This is a genomic window from Galbitalea soli, from assembly GCF_010686725.1.
GTDB classification, from domain to species: domain Bacteria; phylum Actinomycetota; class Actinomycetes; order Actinomycetales; family Microbacteriaceae; genus Galbitalea; species Galbitalea soli.
In genome coordinates this window covers 331,279-347,189 of sequence record NZ_JAAGWZ010000003.1, presented here as the reverse complement: position 1 = coordinate 347,189, position 15,911 = coordinate 331,279, and the positions used below count along the sequence as shown (strand labels likewise).

Below are 15,911 nucleotides of genomic sequence, written 5' to 3'. Positions count from 1 at the left end.
CGGGCCCGAGCGTGCACAAAACCTTTTGCGCAAAAGGTTTTGCCTAGCCTGCCACGGCGCGGTCATCCGGTCAAGTGACGCAGCGTGACGCGAAGGGTCACTGCGATTCGGCGGGCGGGCGGGGTCTCCCCGATAATCTGTCGGGAGACATCGAGAGGCACGGCTGACATGCAGGAACCCACCCGCGGGGCGCGGTCGCGGCGCAGTCGTTGGTTTCCCCTCGTGTGGGTCATCCCCTCGGTGCTCGTGCTGCTGGTCGTGATCGTGCTCGCCGCGCGGGCACTCGTCGCCACTCCCGCCCTGCGGTCCTTCCTCGCCGACTACCCCGGTCAGTCCGCCCTTCCCGCCGGCGCCCCGGTCGGCTTCCCCGCCTGGCTCGAGTGGCAGCACTTCTTCAACGGGTTCTTCCTGCTGTTCATCCTGCGCAGCGGGTGGATCATCCGCGGCAAGAAGCGGCCGACCGCGTTCTGGGTCCGTCGCAACGAGGGGCGCTTCGTCACCCGCACGCCCCCCGTGCGGATCGGAATCCAGGTGTGGCTGCACCTCGCGACCGACGCGCTGTGGGTGCTCAACGGCATCGCCTTCTATGTGCTGCTGTTCGCCACCGGGCAGTGGGTGCGGATCGTCCCGACCCGGTGGGACGTGATCCCCAACGCCATCTCGGCCGGCCTGCAGTACGCCTCGCTCGACTGGCCGACGGCCTCCGGCTGGACCAACTACAACGCGCTGCAGGTGATCACCTACTTCATCACCGTCTTCGTCGCGGCTCCGCTCGCCGTGATCACGGGCATCCGGCTGATCCCGGGGCTGGCCCTGCGCTTCGCGCCGCTCGACCCGGTGTTCTCCGCGCGGGTGGCGCGGGCCATCCACTACCCCGTCATGATCTGGTTCGCGGGGTTCATCGTCGTGCACGTCACCCTCGTGCTCGCCACGGGCGCGGTGCACAACCTCAACCACATGTACGCGGGACGCGACGACGGCAGCCTGCTCGGATTCGCGATCTTCGCGGCCTCCGTCGTGGTGATGGTCGTCGCCTGGTTCGCGCTGCGGCCGGCCGTCGTGACGGCGATCGCGGGGCGCACCGGCAGCGTGCGCACGATGCCCAGAGGCTGAGCATCCGCCCTCGTTAGGCTGGCAGCATGACCACAGTTTCCGAGCTGTTCGACGCCAGCCGCTGGACGGGCGTGACCGGCTTCGACGCCCTCACCGACATCAGCTACCACCACGACACGAGCGGGCGGATCGCGCGCATCGCGTTCAACCGGCCCGAGGTGCGCAACGCCTTCCGCCCGCACACCGTCGATGAGCTGTACCGTGCGCTCGACGACGCCCGCACCAATCCGCGCATCGGCGTCGTGCTGCTCACCGGCAACGGGCCGAGCCCGAAGGATGGCGGCTGGGCGTTCTGCTCGGGGGGTGACCAGCGGATCCGGGGTCGCGACGGCTACGAGTACCACGACACGGAGGACGCGGCGGGGTCGGCGCGTCGGGGCACGGGACGGCTGCACATCCTCGAGGTGCAGCGGCTGATCCGCACGAGTCCCAAGGTCATCATCGCGGTCGTGCCCGGCTGGGCGGCCGGCGGTGGCCATTCCCTGCACGTGGTGTGCGACCTCACGATCGCGAGCGCCGAGCACGGGCGGTTCAAGCAGACCGACGCCGATGTCGGCTCCTTCGACGGCGGCTACGGCAGCGCCTACCTCGCCCGCCAGGTGGGCCAGAAGGTGGCCCGCGAGATCTTCTTCCTCGCGCAGGAGTACTCCGCGCAGCGGGCCTACGAGATGGGTGCGATCAACGCGGTCGTGCCGCACGCCGAGCTGGAGTCGACCGCGATCGCGTGGGCCGAGACGATCCTGGGAAAGTCGCCCACCGCGATCCGCATGCTCAAGTTCTCGCTCAACGCCGTCGACGACGGGCTCATGGGGCAGCAGGTGCTCGCGGGCGAGGCGACGCGTCTCGCCTACGGCACCGACGAGGCGGTCGAGGGCCGGGACGCGTTCCTCGAGAAGCGGGCACCCGACTGGGCGCCCTTCCCCTGGCAGTACTAGGGGCTGCTCCGGCGGACCGCGCGCGCGACGCTGGTACGGGAGGCGCTGGCTCCCGGCGGCGCTAGGCGCTTCGGCGCCGCGCCATGCGGGAGGCGCCGGTCAGGGCAGGGCAAGGCTCAGATAGACGCTGTTGGGGTCATCCGTGTAGTCGGCGAACGGCGGGCAGGGCGCGAAGCCGAAGCGGCGGTAGAGGCGCCGGGCCGTCTCGAAGTAGTCCTCCGCGCCCGTCTCGAGGCTGACCCGCTCGTAGCCGCGCTCGCGCGCCACCTCGAGGATCCGCGTCAGTATCGCGGAGGCGACCCCCTGGCCGCGCGCCGACGCGCTCGTGCGCATCGACTTGAGCTCCCCGTGCCGCGGCGAGAGCTGCTTGAGCGCACCGCAGCCCAGCAGCGTCGCCTCGGGCCCGGCCGCACGGGCCGTGAAGAAGCTGATGTCGGGATGCGCGAGAGCACCGTGATCGAGCGCGTGAACGCTCTCCGGCGGGGAGGTGGCGTACATGTCGGCCAGGTGCTCGTCGAGGAGCGCCGCGACATCGCCGCGCGAGGGGTCGTCGAGCGCGATGGTGAAGTCGGAGGAGGGCACGCTTCACCGTAGCGCGGCGACGCTACTCGACGGCGATCAGACGGATCGCCATGAACTGGCGCCCCGGCAGCTCCACCCGGAACGACCCCTCGAACTCCCCCGGCAGGCGATCGATGGTCATGTTCCAGGTGTCGATCACGTCGACCGTGTAGCGCCGCCCCAGCGCGGCGGCCACCTGGCGGTACCGCGGCTGGCCGAAGCCGAGATAGGCGATGCGGTACTCGTCACCGACACCGCCCCAGGCCACATCCCAGTCGCCGGGAAGCGGGTCGATCGCTCCGCCGGGTGCGTCGGCGATGATTCCGGCGAGGAAGCCGATGCGCTCGGGCGACTGGCCGACCAGTTCGCCGCCCTTCGACCACCAGAGCTCCTCCCGATCGTTGAGATAGGTCTCGCCGTGGCCCACGTAACCGCCGCGGACGGCGCCCTCCCAGAAGCGGCGCACCATCTCCTCGCCCGTGATGTTGCCCCAGCCCTGGTCGATGTCGCCCTCGTAGGCGCACTCGTCGATGACGATCGGCTTCCCCCATCGCGTGCGCCACTCATCCGTGTTCTCGGCCGTGCGGTACACGTCGATGCGCTGCACGCTGCAGTGAGTGATCCACGGCCGGCTGTAGTCGTAGAACCCGAAGCAGTTGTGGATCGAGAGCGGATGCCCGACCGGATCGTTCGCCACCACGACGCCCGCCAGCCGCTCCCAGTCCTCCACCGACTTGGCCCAGAACAGGTCGTACTCGTTGGCGAGTGACCACCACACGTTCGGGAAGGCCGCGAGCCGCCGCACCACGTACTGCAGGTAGCGGTCGTCGGCCGCCGCGCCCATGTCGGAGAAGCCCCAGCGGTCGTAGGGGTGAAAGAGGATGAGGTCGCACTGGATGCCCAGCGCATCCAACTCCCGGATCCGCCCCTCCAGGTGCCGGAAGTACGCCGGCTCGAACCGGGTGAAGTCCCATCCCGCGCCCGGCGAACCCGCGAAGGGATACGACGGCGGCTCGTTCGCGTTGAACAGGTACGACTTGGGGAAGACCCCCATGCGGATCTTGGTGAAGGGCGCGGTCGCGAGGGTCGCGAGGGTCCGCTCCTCCAGCTCGGCGGTCTGACTCGTCCAGGCGTAGGCGGTCGTACCGAGGGGAAGATGCCGGGTGCCGTCCGCGTGCGCGAAGTGGAAGGTATCGGCGACACGAACCACACCGTGCGCATCGGGCGCGGCGTCCTCCACGAGGAGGGTGCCGGTGATCCCCCGCAGCGAGCGCGCGGTCGAGTCCGTCTCGAACTCCCAATCGCCCGGCGTCTCGAGCAGGATGCGTGCGATCCATCGCCCGTCGCCGTCGTAGAAGCCGCCGATGCGGCGGGTGGAGCCCGCCCGTCGGAACGTGACCCCGAACTCGACGTCGACGAAGGGATTGCCGTGCGCGGGACCGGAGAAGACGAGTTCGATCGCCTCGTGCACGCGCGCGGTCGCGGGAAGGGCGACCACTGCGGAGGAGAGCGGCACGCTCTCGTCCTCGTAGGAGGGATCCGGCTCGATCCGGGGAGCCGCGGCCGGCGGAGCCGTGTCATTCACCTCCACCGTCTCGAGTTCGCGCCAGAAGGCGGCCTCCGCCTCCGCGCCGAGCCGGGGGCTCGCGAACAGCACGACCTGGCCGAGCGGGAGCGACTTCAGCTGGAGCGCGAGGGGCGAGTTGATCACGCCCGGCAGGTGTCGAACGATGATCGCCCGCGTCCGATCGTCATCGAGGGCGGTGCGCAGCAGCGAGTCGGCGGTGAGGATCATGCGTTCAGTCGTTCGATCCGGCGAACGCGAACCACCCGAAGCGCGGGGTTCCCGCCACCGCGTAGACGCCCGCGACCCGCCCAGTGAAGGAGGCGGCGGTCTCGGCCGAGAGGTACCGCCCGTCGACGCGCGCGAGGGTGACCTCCGTGTCGCCCGAGCGGGCGCGGAACACCACGAAGTCGCTCGTCATCGCCTCGGCGCTGAACGATATCGGCGTCGGCTCCGAGTCGAGGTGCAGCGTGACCGCACCGGCGGGCAGCACGGCCGACCACTCCTGACGGATCCCGGGCACCGCGGCGCGGGCCGTCACGACCACGCCCTCGGCCGTGGCGCGCGCCTCGAGGTCGTAGTGCGTGAGCTCGTCGTAGCGCACCGTGAGTCCCCCAGAGCCGGACGCGGTGTCGATCTCGGTGGAGAAGGCGGCCGTCTGGGTGAGCTGGCGGCGGCCGAGGAAGGCGGGGCGGTGGTCATCCATGGTCGTGCCGTCGGCGACGACCGCGAGGGCGCCGTCCGTGATCGTCGCGACCGTGGCCGGGTTGCGTCGCACCGCCATCCAGCCGAGGTCGAGCTCGGCCGCCTCGGCGAAGTCGATGCGGTAGTCGAGCGACTCCTCGCGGGGGCGCAGGATGACCGGCTCCGCGACCGGCCACCCGTCGACCCACTCGATGCTCGAGACGAACGTCTCGCGGCCGAGCGCCGAGAACGCCTGCGTCGCGCCGCGCGGGCGCACCCCCAGCAGCACGATCGCGGTCGAGCCGTCGGGCGCCTCGACGAGGTCGCCGTGACCGGTGTTCTGGATCGGACGGTTGGTGCTGCGCGCGCTGAGGAACGGGTTGGCCGGGTTCGGGTCGAAGGGCCCGTACGGCGAGGCGCTGCGGGCGATGCTCACGCCATGCCCGCGCTCGGTGCCGCCCTCGGCGATCATGAGGTACCACCAGTCGCTCCGCCGGTACAGGTGGGGCGCCTCGGGGAACTTGAATCCCGATCCCGCCCAGAGCGAGCGCGGCGCCTCGAGGGTGCGGCCCGCCACGAGGTCGACCCGGGACTGGCGGATCCCGGTGTGCAGACCGGCGTCCGGCCCCACGGTCACGAGCCCGGAGTAGGTGACGATCGCCGTGCCGTCCTCGTCCCAGGCGAGGTCGGGATCGATGCCCTCGATCCCCTCGATGAGGGTGCCCTGGCTCCACTCGCCGGCGGGGTCGGTGGCCGTGTAGACGACGCAGCCGCGCCCCATCGCGATGGTGACGATGAGGTGGAACAGGCCATCGTGGTTGCGGATCGTGGGCGCCCACACTCCGCCGCCCGTGATCACCTCCTCCACGCCGATCTGCGAGATGTCGGTCGCCACATTGGCCACGTGCTCCCAGTTCGCGAAGTCGGTGCTGCGGTAGATCGGAATCCCGGGCACGTACTCGAAGGTCGAGGTCGCGAGGTAGTAGACGCCGTCGACGCGCACGACGCTGGGGTCGGGGTTGAATCCGGGGATGAGCGGGTTCGGGTAGTCGGTCATGACGCCGCCCCCGCCCGCAGCTCGATGCCGGCCTCGAGCGGCAGCGTGCCGACCGAGGGTCCCGCGTGCAGCGTGAAGGCACCCGGCTCGTACTCCCAGCCGTCGTTCCAGTTGGCGAGGTCGCGCACCGAGAGACGGATGACCGCGCGCACGCTCTCGCCCGGTTCCGCCGTCACCGCCGCGAAGCCGACCAGCCAGCGCACGGGACGCTCGATCGCCGTGTCGGTGCGCGAGGCGTAGAGCTGAACGACCGCCTTACCGGCCCGCTCCCCGGTGTTGGTGACGACGACCGCCACCTCGACCGAGCCCGCGGGACCCGCCGGGGCGTCGGCGCCGAGCAGCGTCGGCGCGTCGATCGCGGCGGGGGCGTCGAGCGAGTCGAAGCGGAAGCTCGTGTAGCCGAGGCCGAAGCCGAACTCGTAGGCCGGCACCGCTCCCGCCCGGAGCCACGCGCGGTACCCGATGTGGATGCCCTCCTCGTAGCGGACGACGCCGTCGACCGGCGTCACGTCGATGACCGGCACCTCGGACTGCTCGGCCGGCCAGGTGGTGGGGAGCCGGCCGCCCGGCTCAGCGAGACCGAGCAGCACGTCGGCGAGGGCGTCACCGTAGGCCTGTCCGCCGAACCAGGTGAGCAGCACCGCACGCACCTCGTCGCGCCAGGGCAGCAGCACCGGCGACCCGGAGTTGACGACGACGACGGTGCGCGGGTTGGCGGCGACGACGGCGCGGACCAGGTCATCCTGTCGGCCCGGGAGGGCCAGGGAGTCGCGGTCGAAGCCCTCGGACTCGACCCGCGAGTTGGTGCCGACGACGACGAGGGCGACGTCGGCGGCGGCCGCCGCGGCGACCGCGTCGGCGATGAGCGCCTCGGGGTCGCTCTGGTCGGCCTCGATGCCGACGGCGATGCTCAGCGCGCCGGCGAGCGCGCCCTCGATGCCGCCCAGGTCGAGCTCGACCGTGAGCTCGACGACCTGGCCGCGCGCGAGCGCGACCGGAACCGAGCAGGAGGGCGGCGAGAGGAACGCGGCGCCGAGGTCGGTGCCTTCGGGCACCACGTTCTCTTCGCGGCGCAGTTCGCCGTCGAGGTAGATGCGGCCGTTGCCGACCGCCGCGAAGCCGAGAAGGACCTCGCCGTCGGCCTCGGCGGTGTACTGCAGCGACACCTGCACGGTCGACGAGTCGGCGATCGGGGCGTCGCCGCCGAACCAGACGAGCGCGGTCGCGCGCCGGTCTTCCACGAAGAGCTCCTCGCCCGCGGCGCCCAGGAAGCGCACGCGCGCGCCCGGCTCGCCCGTCACCGGGTTGGTGATCGAGGAGAGCGGGAACTCGGAGATGCCCTCCTGCACGACCGCCCCGACGGAGTAGCTGATCGCAGCACCGGGGAGGGCCGCGGTGATGCCCTCGAGCGGCGAGACGACGTGCTCGGGGAGCACGGTCGCGCTGCCGCCGCCCTGCGTGCGGGCGAACTTCGCGTTGTGGCCGATGACCGCGACGCTGGAAAGCGCGGCCGCCGTCCACGGCAGCTCCGACTCGTTGCGCACGAGGACCGTGCCCGCGACCTCCGCCTCGCGGGCGAAGGCGAGACCGTCCTCGACCCGCACCGGGCTCGGCACCGCGGCGTCGATGCCCTCCAGCGCGCCGACGCGCGCGGCGAGCGTGAGGATCCGCAGCACCTTGCGGTCCACGGCCGACTCCTCCACCTCGCCCGCGCGCACGGCGGCCACGAGGGCGTCGCCCCAGGGTCCGGCCGGGCCGGGCATGACCAGGTCTTGCGAGAAGCGCGCGCTGTTCAGGGTGCGCACGGCGGTCCAGTCGCTGATCACGACGCCGTCGAATCCCCACTCCGAGTTGAGCGGGGTCTCGAGGAGCTCGTTCTCGGTCGCGGTGGCCCCGTTGATCGAGTTGTACGAGCTCATGACGAGCCAGGCGTGCGCCTCGGTGATCGCGTCCTCGAAGGCGCGTAGGTAGAGCTCGCGCAGCGCGCGGTCCGAGACCCGCACGTCGGCGGTGAAGCGGTCGGTCTCGAAGTCGTTCGCGATGTAGTGCTTGGGGGTGGCGCCGACGCCGTTCTCCTGCACTCCGGTCACATAGGCGGAGGCGAGCCGTGCGGTCAGCAGGGGGTCCTCGCTGAGGCACTCGAAGTGGCGGCCGCCGAGCGGCGAACGGTGGAGGTTGATGGTCGGCCCGAGCACGACATCCACCTCTTTGCGACGCGCCTCGACGGCGGCCACGTTGCCGTAGCGGCGGGCGATCGACGGGTCCCACGCCGCCGCGAGCGCGGTGCTCGACGGCAGGTTGAGCGAGGGGCTCCGCTCGTCCCAGACCTCGCCGCGCACGCCCGAGGGGCCGTCCGAGACGAGGATGCGCCGCAGCCCGATCTTCTCGATCGGCCAGGTGTTCCAGAAGTCCCGTCCGGTCAGGAGCAGGACCTTCTCCTCCAGACTCAGCTGAGCCAGCAAGGGGACCACCCGCGGATCGGCGAGCGCGACGTCGGCGGGGGCTGGGCTGACGGTGGTCTGATCGGTCATGAGTCTGATCTCTCTCGTGTGGTGAAGACGCGGACATCCCATGCGCCGAGCGGGAGGTGGTCATCCGCGGAGTGTGCGGATCCGTCGAGGAGATCGGTGAGAGCGACGGGCGCGGTGACGACCGCCGGCTCCCAGGACCAGTTGTGCAGGTAGTGGATGCGGCTGCCGTCGGCCGCGACGGAGGTGGAGACGGTGACCGTTTCCGGCAGCCCCCGCCACCCCGCGGTCGGCCGCGGAACGAGCCAGCTGGCAAGCGAGCGGGCGAGCGGCTGGTTGGGCAGGGTTCCGACCATCGTCACGCGTCCGGCACCGACCGCGTGCGTGGAGATGGCCGACCAGCGGCCGAAATGCGGGTGCACGTAGTCGACGAGGCTCTGAGCGCCGTCGAGCTCGAGACCGTCGACCCAATCGGTCGCCCCCGAGCCCTCCGCGAGCACGAATCCCGCGCCGGCGGACTCGGCCGTCGCGGCGACGGGCAGCTCGGCGGTGAGGTTCGCGAACTCCTCGTACCAGGCGCCGGCCACCCCGGTGAGCCGGGCCGGCTTGAGGTCGAGCCGGGCCCGCGCCTCGCGGTCGGCGGCGGCGGAGCGCGGGCCGAGCACGAGGTGCCCGCCCGCGCGGGCGTAGTCGGCGAGCCAGTCGAGGTCGTCGTCGGCGGCCGTGAAGAAGGCCGGCACGACGAACACCGGGCTGCTCGCCGCGAACTCGGCGGCCGTGGTGGTGCCTCCGCGACTCGGGAACAGCTGCTGCGGCCGCACGAGCGAGACCTGGAGTCCCGCGTCGAAGGCGCCGCGGTAGAAGGGGGCGAGGATCCGGCGGTAGGCGTCCGGGTCGAGGTACTGGCCCGGTGCACCGAACGGCGCCTGCATGCCGAGCGCGAACTTGGAGTCGGAGTCGTAGAGGAGGGCGAGGTCGTGCTCGGGAAGGGTGTCGGCGACAGCGGCACCCGCGCGCGCGAAGTCCGCTCCGATCCGCTGCAGCTCGCGGTACGCGCGGCCGGGCTGCTGGCTGTGCGGAAGCACACCGCCCCAGTAGGTCTCGGTACCGAAGTGGAGGGTGGCCCAGTGCCAGTATTCGATCATCCGTGCGCCGCGGGCGACGAGCGCCCAGGCCGCCTGCCGCCACTGACCGTCGTAGGGCGAGAAGTTGAGCGAGGAGTGCCCGATAGAGGCCGCGTTGGTCTCGGTGACGAGGAACGGCGCCTGCCGCGAGGAGTACATGAGGTCGGCGAGCTGGTAGACCGCCCACGTGCCCTTCACGATCCAGCCCGTGGAGCGCGGCTCGCTGCTCGGGTGGGCGAGCGCGTCCTCCATCTCGTAGTAGGCGTTGCCCGAGGCGATGTCGAGCGTGGCCGAGAGGTCGACGTCCTCCACCCCGAGCTGGTCGTACGAGATGCAGGTCGTGACGAACTGGCCGGGCCGCGCGTACTCGCGCACGATGTCGGCCTGCCAGCCGATGAACTCGGTGACGAGCGCGGCCTGGAACCGGCGCCAGGCCAGGTCGTACTGACCCTGCCAGTTGCCGTCCGGCAGCCAGAGCTCGTCCCACTCGCTGAGCCGGTGCGACCAGTAGACGAGTCCCCACTCGCGATTGAGCGTCTCGACGTCGCCGTAGAGCTCGCGCAGGTGGTCGACGAAGCGCTCGAAGACACCGCGGTTGTAGAGCAGACGGATGCCCGGCTCATTGTCGACCTGGTACCCCGCGACCGCGGGGTGATCGGCGTACCGGCCGATGACGGCGCGGATGATCCGTTCCGCGTAGCGGCGGTAGTCGGGGTTGGTGAAGTCCATCTCCTGGCGCGCCCCCCACGGCATGGGGACCCCGCTCGCGGTGTCGGCGGCGACCTCGGGGTGCAGGCGTTTCATCCACATCGGGATCGCATAGGTCGGCGTTCCGAGGATCACCCGGATGCCCCGCGCGTGCGCGCCGTCCAGCACCGGCTGGAGCCAGTCGAGGTCGAACTCCCCCTCGCGCGGCTCCCAGGTCGACCAGACCGATTCACCGACGCGGATGACCGTGAACCCCGCCTCGGCCATGAGGTCGAGATCGGTCTCGAGCCGCGGCGTCGGCGCGTACTCGTGGTAGTACGCGGCACCGAAGAGGATGCCGTCGTGCTGCCGCTCAGACAACGGCGCCACCCTGCACGGCCAGTTCGCGCTGCTGCTCCGCGAGGCGCAGGCGGTCGGCGCGGCGCTGCTCCTGGCGCACCGGGTCGGGCACGGGCGCGGCGAGGAAGAGCCGCTGCGTGTAGGGGTGCTCGGGACGGGCGGTCACCTGGTCGGCGTCGCCCCACTCCACGATCTCGCCGTGGTACATGACGGCGACCCGGTGGCTGAGGTGGCGCACGACGGCGAGGTCGTGCGAGACGAAGAGGTACGCGACGCCGGTCTCCTCCTGGATGTCGCGGAACAGGTCGAGCACGCGCGCCTGCGTCGACAGGTCGAGGGCGGAGACCGGCTCGTCGCAGACGATCAGGCGGGGCTCGAGCGCGAGCGCGCGGGCGATGGCGATGCGCTGCCGCTGTCCTCCACTGAACTCGCGCGGGAGCCGATCCTCTGCGCCCTTGGGCAGACCGACCTGGTCGAGCAGCTGCACCACGCGGGCGGAGGCGTCGCGCTGACTGACCTTGCGCACCGTGAGCGGCTCGGAGAGGATCTGGCCGATCGTCATGGACGGGTTGAGCGAGGTGTACGGATCCTGGAACACGACCTGGATCTCGCTCGACAGCGCCCGACGCCCGGCGCGTCCGAGGTGGCTGATGTCGCTGCCCCGGTAGCGGATGGCGCCGCCGGTGACGGGCGCGAGCCCCAGCACCGCGCGACCGAGGGTGGTCTTGCCCGACCCCGATTCGCCGACGAGGCCGACGGTCTCGCCGGCTCGGATATCGAGCGAGACGCCCTTGAGCGCCCGGAACGGCGGCGTGCGGAAGCCCTTGATGGGGTATTCGACGACGACATCGTCGACGACGAGCAGTGATTCGCTCATGACGAGGCTCCTTCGCGAGGCGCGGCGGTGGGGGTGACGGAGGTGGCGGAGCCGACGGCGTGCTCGACGAGCGGGCCGCGGGCCTCGCCGTCCTCGAGGATCGCCGCGAACAGCGACCGGGTGTAGGGGTGCTGCGGGTCGGCGAAGATCGACTTCACCGGGCCCGTCTCGACGATCCGCCCGTCGCGCATCACGGAGACCTGATCGCACAGGTCGGCGACGACCCCGAAGTTGTGCGTGACGAGCACGACTCCCATGCGGAACTCGGCCTGCAGCTCGCGGAGCAGGTCGAGCACCTCGGCCTGCACGGTGACGTCGAGCGCGGTGGTGGGCTCGTCGGCGATGAGGAGGTCGGGGGTGCAGCTGACCGCACCCGCGATGAGCACGCGCTGCGCCATGCCGCCGGAGACCTCGTGCGGGTAGGCGGCGAAGGTGCGCTCCGGGTTCGGGATGCCCACCTTGGCGAGCAGCGCGAGAGCGCGCTTCTTCGCCTCGGCCTTGGAGATGCCGAGGCTCACCCGCATCGGCTCGACCAGCTGGCTGCCGATCGTGAAGGAGGCGTCGAGGTTCGACATGGGCTCCTGCGGGATGTACGCGATCTTCTTACCGCGGATGCGCGTCATCTCGCGCTCGGAGGCGTGGGCGAGGTCCGTGCCCTCGAAGAAGATCGATCCGCCGACGACCCGGCCGCCCTCGGGGAGGAGCCGCAGGATCGACCACGCGGTCTGCGTCTTGCCGGAGCCCGACTCGCCGATGAGCCCGTGCACCTCTCCGCGCCGCACGACGAGCGAGACGTCCTGGACGACGGTCTTGATCGAGCCATCGGGCTGGTCGTAGCCGACGGCGAGGTCGGAGACCTTGAGCAGCTCCTCGCCGAACTCGCGCTCGGTGACGACCTCGGGATGCACGAGCACCGGCTCCTTCTCGATGCTCACCATCGCCCGCGCAGCACCGCGGCGCCGCTTCGGCTTCGAGGAGGAGCGCTCGAGCTCGTCGCGCATCGCGTTGGCGAGGAGGGTCAGCGCGATGCAGGTGAGGCCGATCGCGAGGCTCGGCCAGAGGATGAGCAGCGGGTTGGTGTAGATGTTGGTGAAGCCGTCGTTGAGCATGCTTCCCCAGGTGGGGATCGACGTGTCGCCGAGGCCGAGGAACTCGAGTCCGGCCTGGATCGCGATCGCGATTCCGCCGATGGTCGCCGCCTGGATGATCGCGGGAGCCCGCACGACCGTCAGGATGTGGCGCCCGATGATCCGCGCGTCGCTCAGGCCCGAGACACGGGCCGCGTCGACGTACAGCTCGTTCCGCACCGCGGTGACGGAGGCGTAGACGAGGCGGAAGAACGCCGGCGACATGAGCACACCGAAGATGCCCATGGACAGCCACATCGAGGGGCCGAGGACGGCCCGTGCCGCGAGAAGCACGACGATGCCGGGGAGGGCCATGAGGAGGCCGGTCAGCCAGGAGGAGACGGCGTCGAACCACTTGCCGTAGTAGCCGGCGAGCAGACCGCCCGTGACGCCGATGACGGCCGCGACGACGAGGGCGAGCAGGGCGCCCGCGAGGCTGAAGCGACCCGCGAAGAGCAGCCGGGAGAACACGTCGCGGCCCGCGCTGTCGGTGCCCATGAGGTGGGCGAGCGAGGGGTTGGCGAGCACCGCGTTGATGTCGGCGAGGTCGGGGTTGCGCGGGGCGAGCACGGAGGCGAGGACCGCGCTGAGCACGATGACGATCAGGAAGATCATCGCGGTGAGGCCGGTGGGGTGCTTCAGGAGGCGGCGGAACAGCGAGACGCGCACCACCTGGGCCGCGGTCGTCGGGGCGGGGTTCGGATCGATCATGAGAGACGCACCTTGGGGTTGAGCCAGCCCTGGAGCAGGTCGATGAGGAGGTTGACAATGACGACGAGGGCGGCGGTCGCGATGACGAGACCCATCACGAGCGGGATATCGCCCTGCGAGGTCGCGGTGACCGAGACGTTGCCGATGCCGGGGATCGCGAAGATCTGCTCGACGATGACGGCGCCGCCGAGGAGGCCGATGAACTGCACGGCGAGCACGGCGAGCGCCGGACCGCCCGCGTTGCGGAGGACGTGCTTGAACACGATGCGACGCGACGACAGCCCGCGGCTGCGGAGCGTGCGCACGTAGTCCTGGCGGAGCGCGTCGATGACCGAGCCGCGCACCTGGGCGGTGATGCCCGCGATGCTGCCGATCGACAGCGCCGCGATCGGCAGCGTCACCGTCGAGAGCCAGCCGGTGATCGAGGTGCCGAGGTCGATGTAGCCGGTGGGCTGGAAGAGCTTCAGTGCGATGGCGAAGTAGAGCACGAGCGCGAGCGCGATGAGGAAGCCGGGAATGGCGAAGCCCAGGATGGAGACGACCTGCACCACCCGGTCGATCCAGCCGCGCTTCGTGGCGGCCCAGACACCGAGCACGACCGCGATGATCGCGCTCACGACGGTGGCGCCGATGACGAGCGACAGAGTGACGGCGAGACGGGAGGTGATGGCGGTCGCGACCGGTTCGCCGGTGAACCAGGAGGAGCCGAAGTCGCCGTGGACGGCGCCGCCGAGCCAGCTGAGGTACTGCAGCGGCAGCGGCCGGTCGAGGCCGAGCTCGTGCGACTTCTGCGCGACGGTCGCGGCAGTCGCCGACTGGCCCAGGATTCGGCGGGCGATGTCACCGCCGCCCAGGTAGAGAAGGAAGTACGCGACGGTCGAGATCACGAAGAGCAGGACCGCGCCGGAGACGATGCGTCGGAGGATGAACGTGAACATCAGTGTTCCCTTGGAGCCGGGGAGTGGGGGTGGTGCCGGCCGCCCCCATGGACGAGGGGCGGCCGGCGGTGGTCCTGTGTCAGCCCTTGGGCTGGAAGTTCCACAGGTAGGGGAACGCGTTGCCCTGCTGGACCGTGGTCGTGGTGTTCTTGTCGACGACGAAGCTGGACTGCTGGCGGTACCACGGGGCGAACCAGGCCTGCTTCACGATGTACGTGTTGAGGTCCTTCGTCGCCTGGTCGGCATCCGCCTGCGACCCGGTCTGGATCTTGGCGACGAGGGCCGCCACCGTGGCGTCCTTCACGTGGTACGGGTTGAAGGTGGCCGCGTCGGTGAGGGCGAAGTTCGCCAGCTGCCAGGCGGTCGGGTCCTCCTGCAGCACCATGAGCGCGGCGGGGTACTTCGGCGCCAGAAGGTCGGCGATGAAGTTGTTGCCCGGGTCGGTCTCCTTGACGGTGATGCCGATGGCGCCGAGCTCCTGCTTGATCAGCGTGTAGACCGCGGTGCCGAAGAAGGCGGGAGCGATCGGGGTGCTGAGCGTGAAGCCGTTCGCGTACCCGGCGTCCGACATGAGCTGCTTCGCCTTGGCGGGGTCGTAGCTGTAGTAGGAGTCGAGCGACTTGTCGTACCCGGGAGAGTTGACCGGGAAGATCTGGGTCGTCGGGGTGCCGTAGCCCTGGCCGATGGTCTTCAGCAGCGCCTTGGTGTCGAAGGCGTAGTTGATGGCCTGGCGCACCCGGACATCGGACAGCGCCTTCGCGACGGTGCCGTCGCGGTCGAGCAGCAGGAAGCCGGTCCAGTTGAGCTCAAGCGGCAGAACGGTGTAGCCGGCGGCCTTGATCTGGGTGAGCGTCGAGTTGTCGTAGGTGTTGGCCGCGTTGAGCTGGCCGCCCTTCAGCGCGTTGAGCAGCGCCGTCGAGGAGCCGAAGACCTTGTAGACGAGCTTCGCGTAGTGCTGGTCCTTCGGAGCCCAGTACTTGGGGTTCTTGGTGAAGGTGTAGGTGGAGCCGACGACCGTGTGGGCCTGGTCGAGGATGTACGGGCCGGAGCCGACGGGGACCGTCTTCTCGGTCGCGCTGCCGAAGGCCTTCGGGCTCTCCTCGAGGCCGGGGGCCTGGCTCAGGTAGGTGAGCATCGAGGGGTCGGGCGCCTTGAGCGTGATGACGAGCGTGGAGGCGTCGGACGCCTTCGCGTCGGCGACGTTCACGAGGAACGACTTGTTCGCGGCGGTGCCGTCGCGGAAGCGGAGGAGGTTCTGGGCCGCGACGCTCGCGTCGAAGGCGGTGCCGTCGGTGAACTTCACGTCGGTGCGGAGCTTCATCGTGAGCACGGTCTTGTCGGCGTTGTAGCTCCACGAGGTGGCGAGCCACGGCACGATCGTGCCGTCCGGGTTGGCGCGGACCAGTCCGTCGTAGACGGCCTGGCCGTAGGGCGCTTCGTTCGCCCAGCTCATGCCTGCTGCGGCGAAGCTCGTTGCGGGAACCAGGACGCCCAGGTTGAGCGTCGCGCCAGTGCTGCTGGTGCCTGAGGTGCCGGTGTTAGCCGAGCAGCCGGTGAGGCCGAGGGCCACCACGACGGCGGCCGCGGCCAGCCTCTTCCATCGGAACATCGTTGTCCTTCCATCTGGTCGGTCCCTCGTCGGACTGACTCTGGTTGAGGACGGTAACACAAAAACCGAATGACTACTAGGTTTTCATTTTCTCTT

Annotated in this window: 11 protein-coding genes; 2 read left to right on the top strand and 9 right to left on the bottom strand. The window is 70.4% G+C overall.

Going from position 1 to position 15,911, the window contains the following annotated elements; translation table 11 throughout:
- Positions 1–168 precede the first annotated feature (168 nt).
- Positions 169–1,113 carry a cytochrome b/b6 domain-containing protein gene (locus G3T37_RS11915; protein ID WP_163474110.1) on the top strand — a complete coding sequence of 315 codons (945 nt, stop codon included), beginning with the start codon at positions 169–171 and terminating at the stop codon, positions 1,111–1,113.
- Between the two features lie 26 nt (positions 1,114–1,139).
- Positions 1,140–2,048, top strand: a complete 909-nt coding sequence (locus tag G3T37_RS11910; RefSeq protein WP_163474109.1) for a 1,4-dihydroxy-2-naphthoyl-CoA synthase — start codon at positions 1,140–1,142, stop codon at positions 2,046–2,048.
- A gap of 99 nt (positions 2,049–2,147) precedes the next feature.
- On the opposite strand, the gene G3T37_RS11905 is transcribed toward G3T37_RS11910, so the two are convergent.
- The 9 genes from G3T37_RS11905 to G3T37_RS11865 all read right to left on the bottom strand — a co-directional run bounded on the left by G3T37_RS11905 (position 2,148) and on the right by G3T37_RS11865 (position 15,815).
- On the bottom strand, positions 2,148–2,630 hold the full coding sequence (locus G3T37_RS11905) for a GNAT family N-acetyltransferase (protein WP_338401249.1): 483 nt from the start codon (positions 2,628–2,630) through the stop codon (positions 2,148–2,150).
- Positions 2,631–2,652: 22 nt separating this feature from the next.
- Positions 2,653–4,404, bottom strand: coding sequence for a DUF5605 domain-containing protein (locus tag G3T37_RS11900; protein WP_163474108.1), 1,752 nt, complete (start codon positions 4,402–4,404; stop codon positions 2,653–2,655).
- 4 nt (positions 4,405–4,408) lie between these two features.
- A complete protein-coding gene (locus G3T37_RS11895; RefSeq protein WP_163474107.1) occupies positions 4,409–5,914 on the bottom strand; it encodes a glycoside hydrolase family 43 protein in 1,506 nt (501 codons plus the stop codon).
- Entirely contained in the window at positions 5,911–8,445 is a 2,535-nt protein-coding gene (locus G3T37_RS11890) for a beta-glucosidase family protein (RefSeq protein ID WP_163474106.1), read from the bottom strand. Before G3T37_RS11890 ends, G3T37_RS11895 begins: the two co-directional genes overlap by 4 nt.
- Positions 8,442–10,574 carry a beta-galactosidase gene (locus G3T37_RS11885; RefSeq protein WP_241732386.1) on the bottom strand — a complete coding sequence of 711 codons (2,133 nt, stop codon included), beginning with the start codon at positions 10,572–10,574 and terminating at the stop codon, positions 8,442–8,444. The genes G3T37_RS11890 and G3T37_RS11885 overlap by 4 nt, the downstream gene beginning before the upstream one ends.
- Positions 10,567–11,430, bottom strand: a complete 864-nt coding sequence (locus G3T37_RS11880) for an ATP-binding cassette domain-containing protein (RefSeq protein ID WP_163474105.1) — start codon at positions 11,428–11,430, stop codon at positions 10,567–10,569. The genes G3T37_RS11885 and G3T37_RS11880 overlap by 8 nt, the downstream gene beginning before the upstream one ends.
- Positions 11,427–13,268, bottom strand: a complete 1,842-nt coding sequence (locus tag G3T37_RS11875) for a dipeptide/oligopeptide/nickel ABC transporter permease/ATP-binding protein (protein ID WP_163474104.1) — start codon at positions 13,266–13,268, stop codon at positions 11,427–11,429. The genes G3T37_RS11880 and G3T37_RS11875 overlap by 4 nt, the downstream gene beginning before the upstream one ends.
- Entirely contained in the window at positions 13,265–14,206 is a 942-nt protein-coding gene (locus G3T37_RS11870; protein WP_163474103.1) for an ABC transporter permease, read from the bottom strand. The genes G3T37_RS11875 and G3T37_RS11870 overlap by 4 nt, the downstream gene beginning before the upstream one ends.
- A 79-nt stretch (positions 14,207–14,285) precedes the next feature.
- Positions 14,286–15,815: an ABC transporter substrate-binding protein gene (locus tag G3T37_RS11865; protein WP_163474102.1), complete on the bottom strand. Its 1,530-nt coding sequence runs from the start codon at positions 15,813–15,815 to the stop codon at positions 14,286–14,288.
- Between the last annotated feature and the right edge of the window lie 96 nt (positions 15,816–15,911).

Coding starts and splice junctions, on each gene's coding strand:
- G3T37_RS11915 (WP_163474110.1), top strand. CDS start 169: ATGCAGGAACCCACCCGCGGGGCGCGGTCGCGGCGCAGTCGTTGGTTT.
- G3T37_RS11910 (WP_163474109.1), top strand. CDS start 1,140: ATGACCACAGTTTCCGAGCTGTTCGACGCCAGCCGCTGGACGGGCGTG.
- G3T37_RS11900 (WP_163474108.1), bottom strand. CDS start 4,404: ATGATCCTCACCGCCGACTCGCTGCTGCGCACCGCCCTCGATGACGAT.
- G3T37_RS11895 (WP_163474107.1), bottom strand. CDS start 5,914: ATGACCGACTACCCGAACCCGCTCATCCCCGGATTCAACCCCGACCCC.
- G3T37_RS11890 (WP_163474106.1), bottom strand. CDS start 8,445: ATGACCGATCAGACCACCGTCAGCCCAGCCCCCGCCGACGTCGCGCTC.
- G3T37_RS11880 (WP_163474105.1), bottom strand. CDS start 11,430: ATGAGCGAATCACTGCTCGTCGTCGACGATGTCGTCGTCGAATACCCC.
- G3T37_RS11875 (WP_163474104.1), bottom strand. CDS start 13,268: ATGATCGATCCGAACCCCGCCCCGACGACCGCGGCCCAGGTGGTGCGC.
- G3T37_RS11870 (WP_163474103.1), bottom strand. CDS start 14,206: ATGTTCACGTTCATCCTCCGACGCATCGTCTCCGGCGCGGTCCTGCTC.
- G3T37_RS11865 (WP_163474102.1), bottom strand. CDS start 15,815: ATGTTCCGATGGAAGAGGCTGGCCGCGGCCGCCGTCGTGGTGGCCCTC.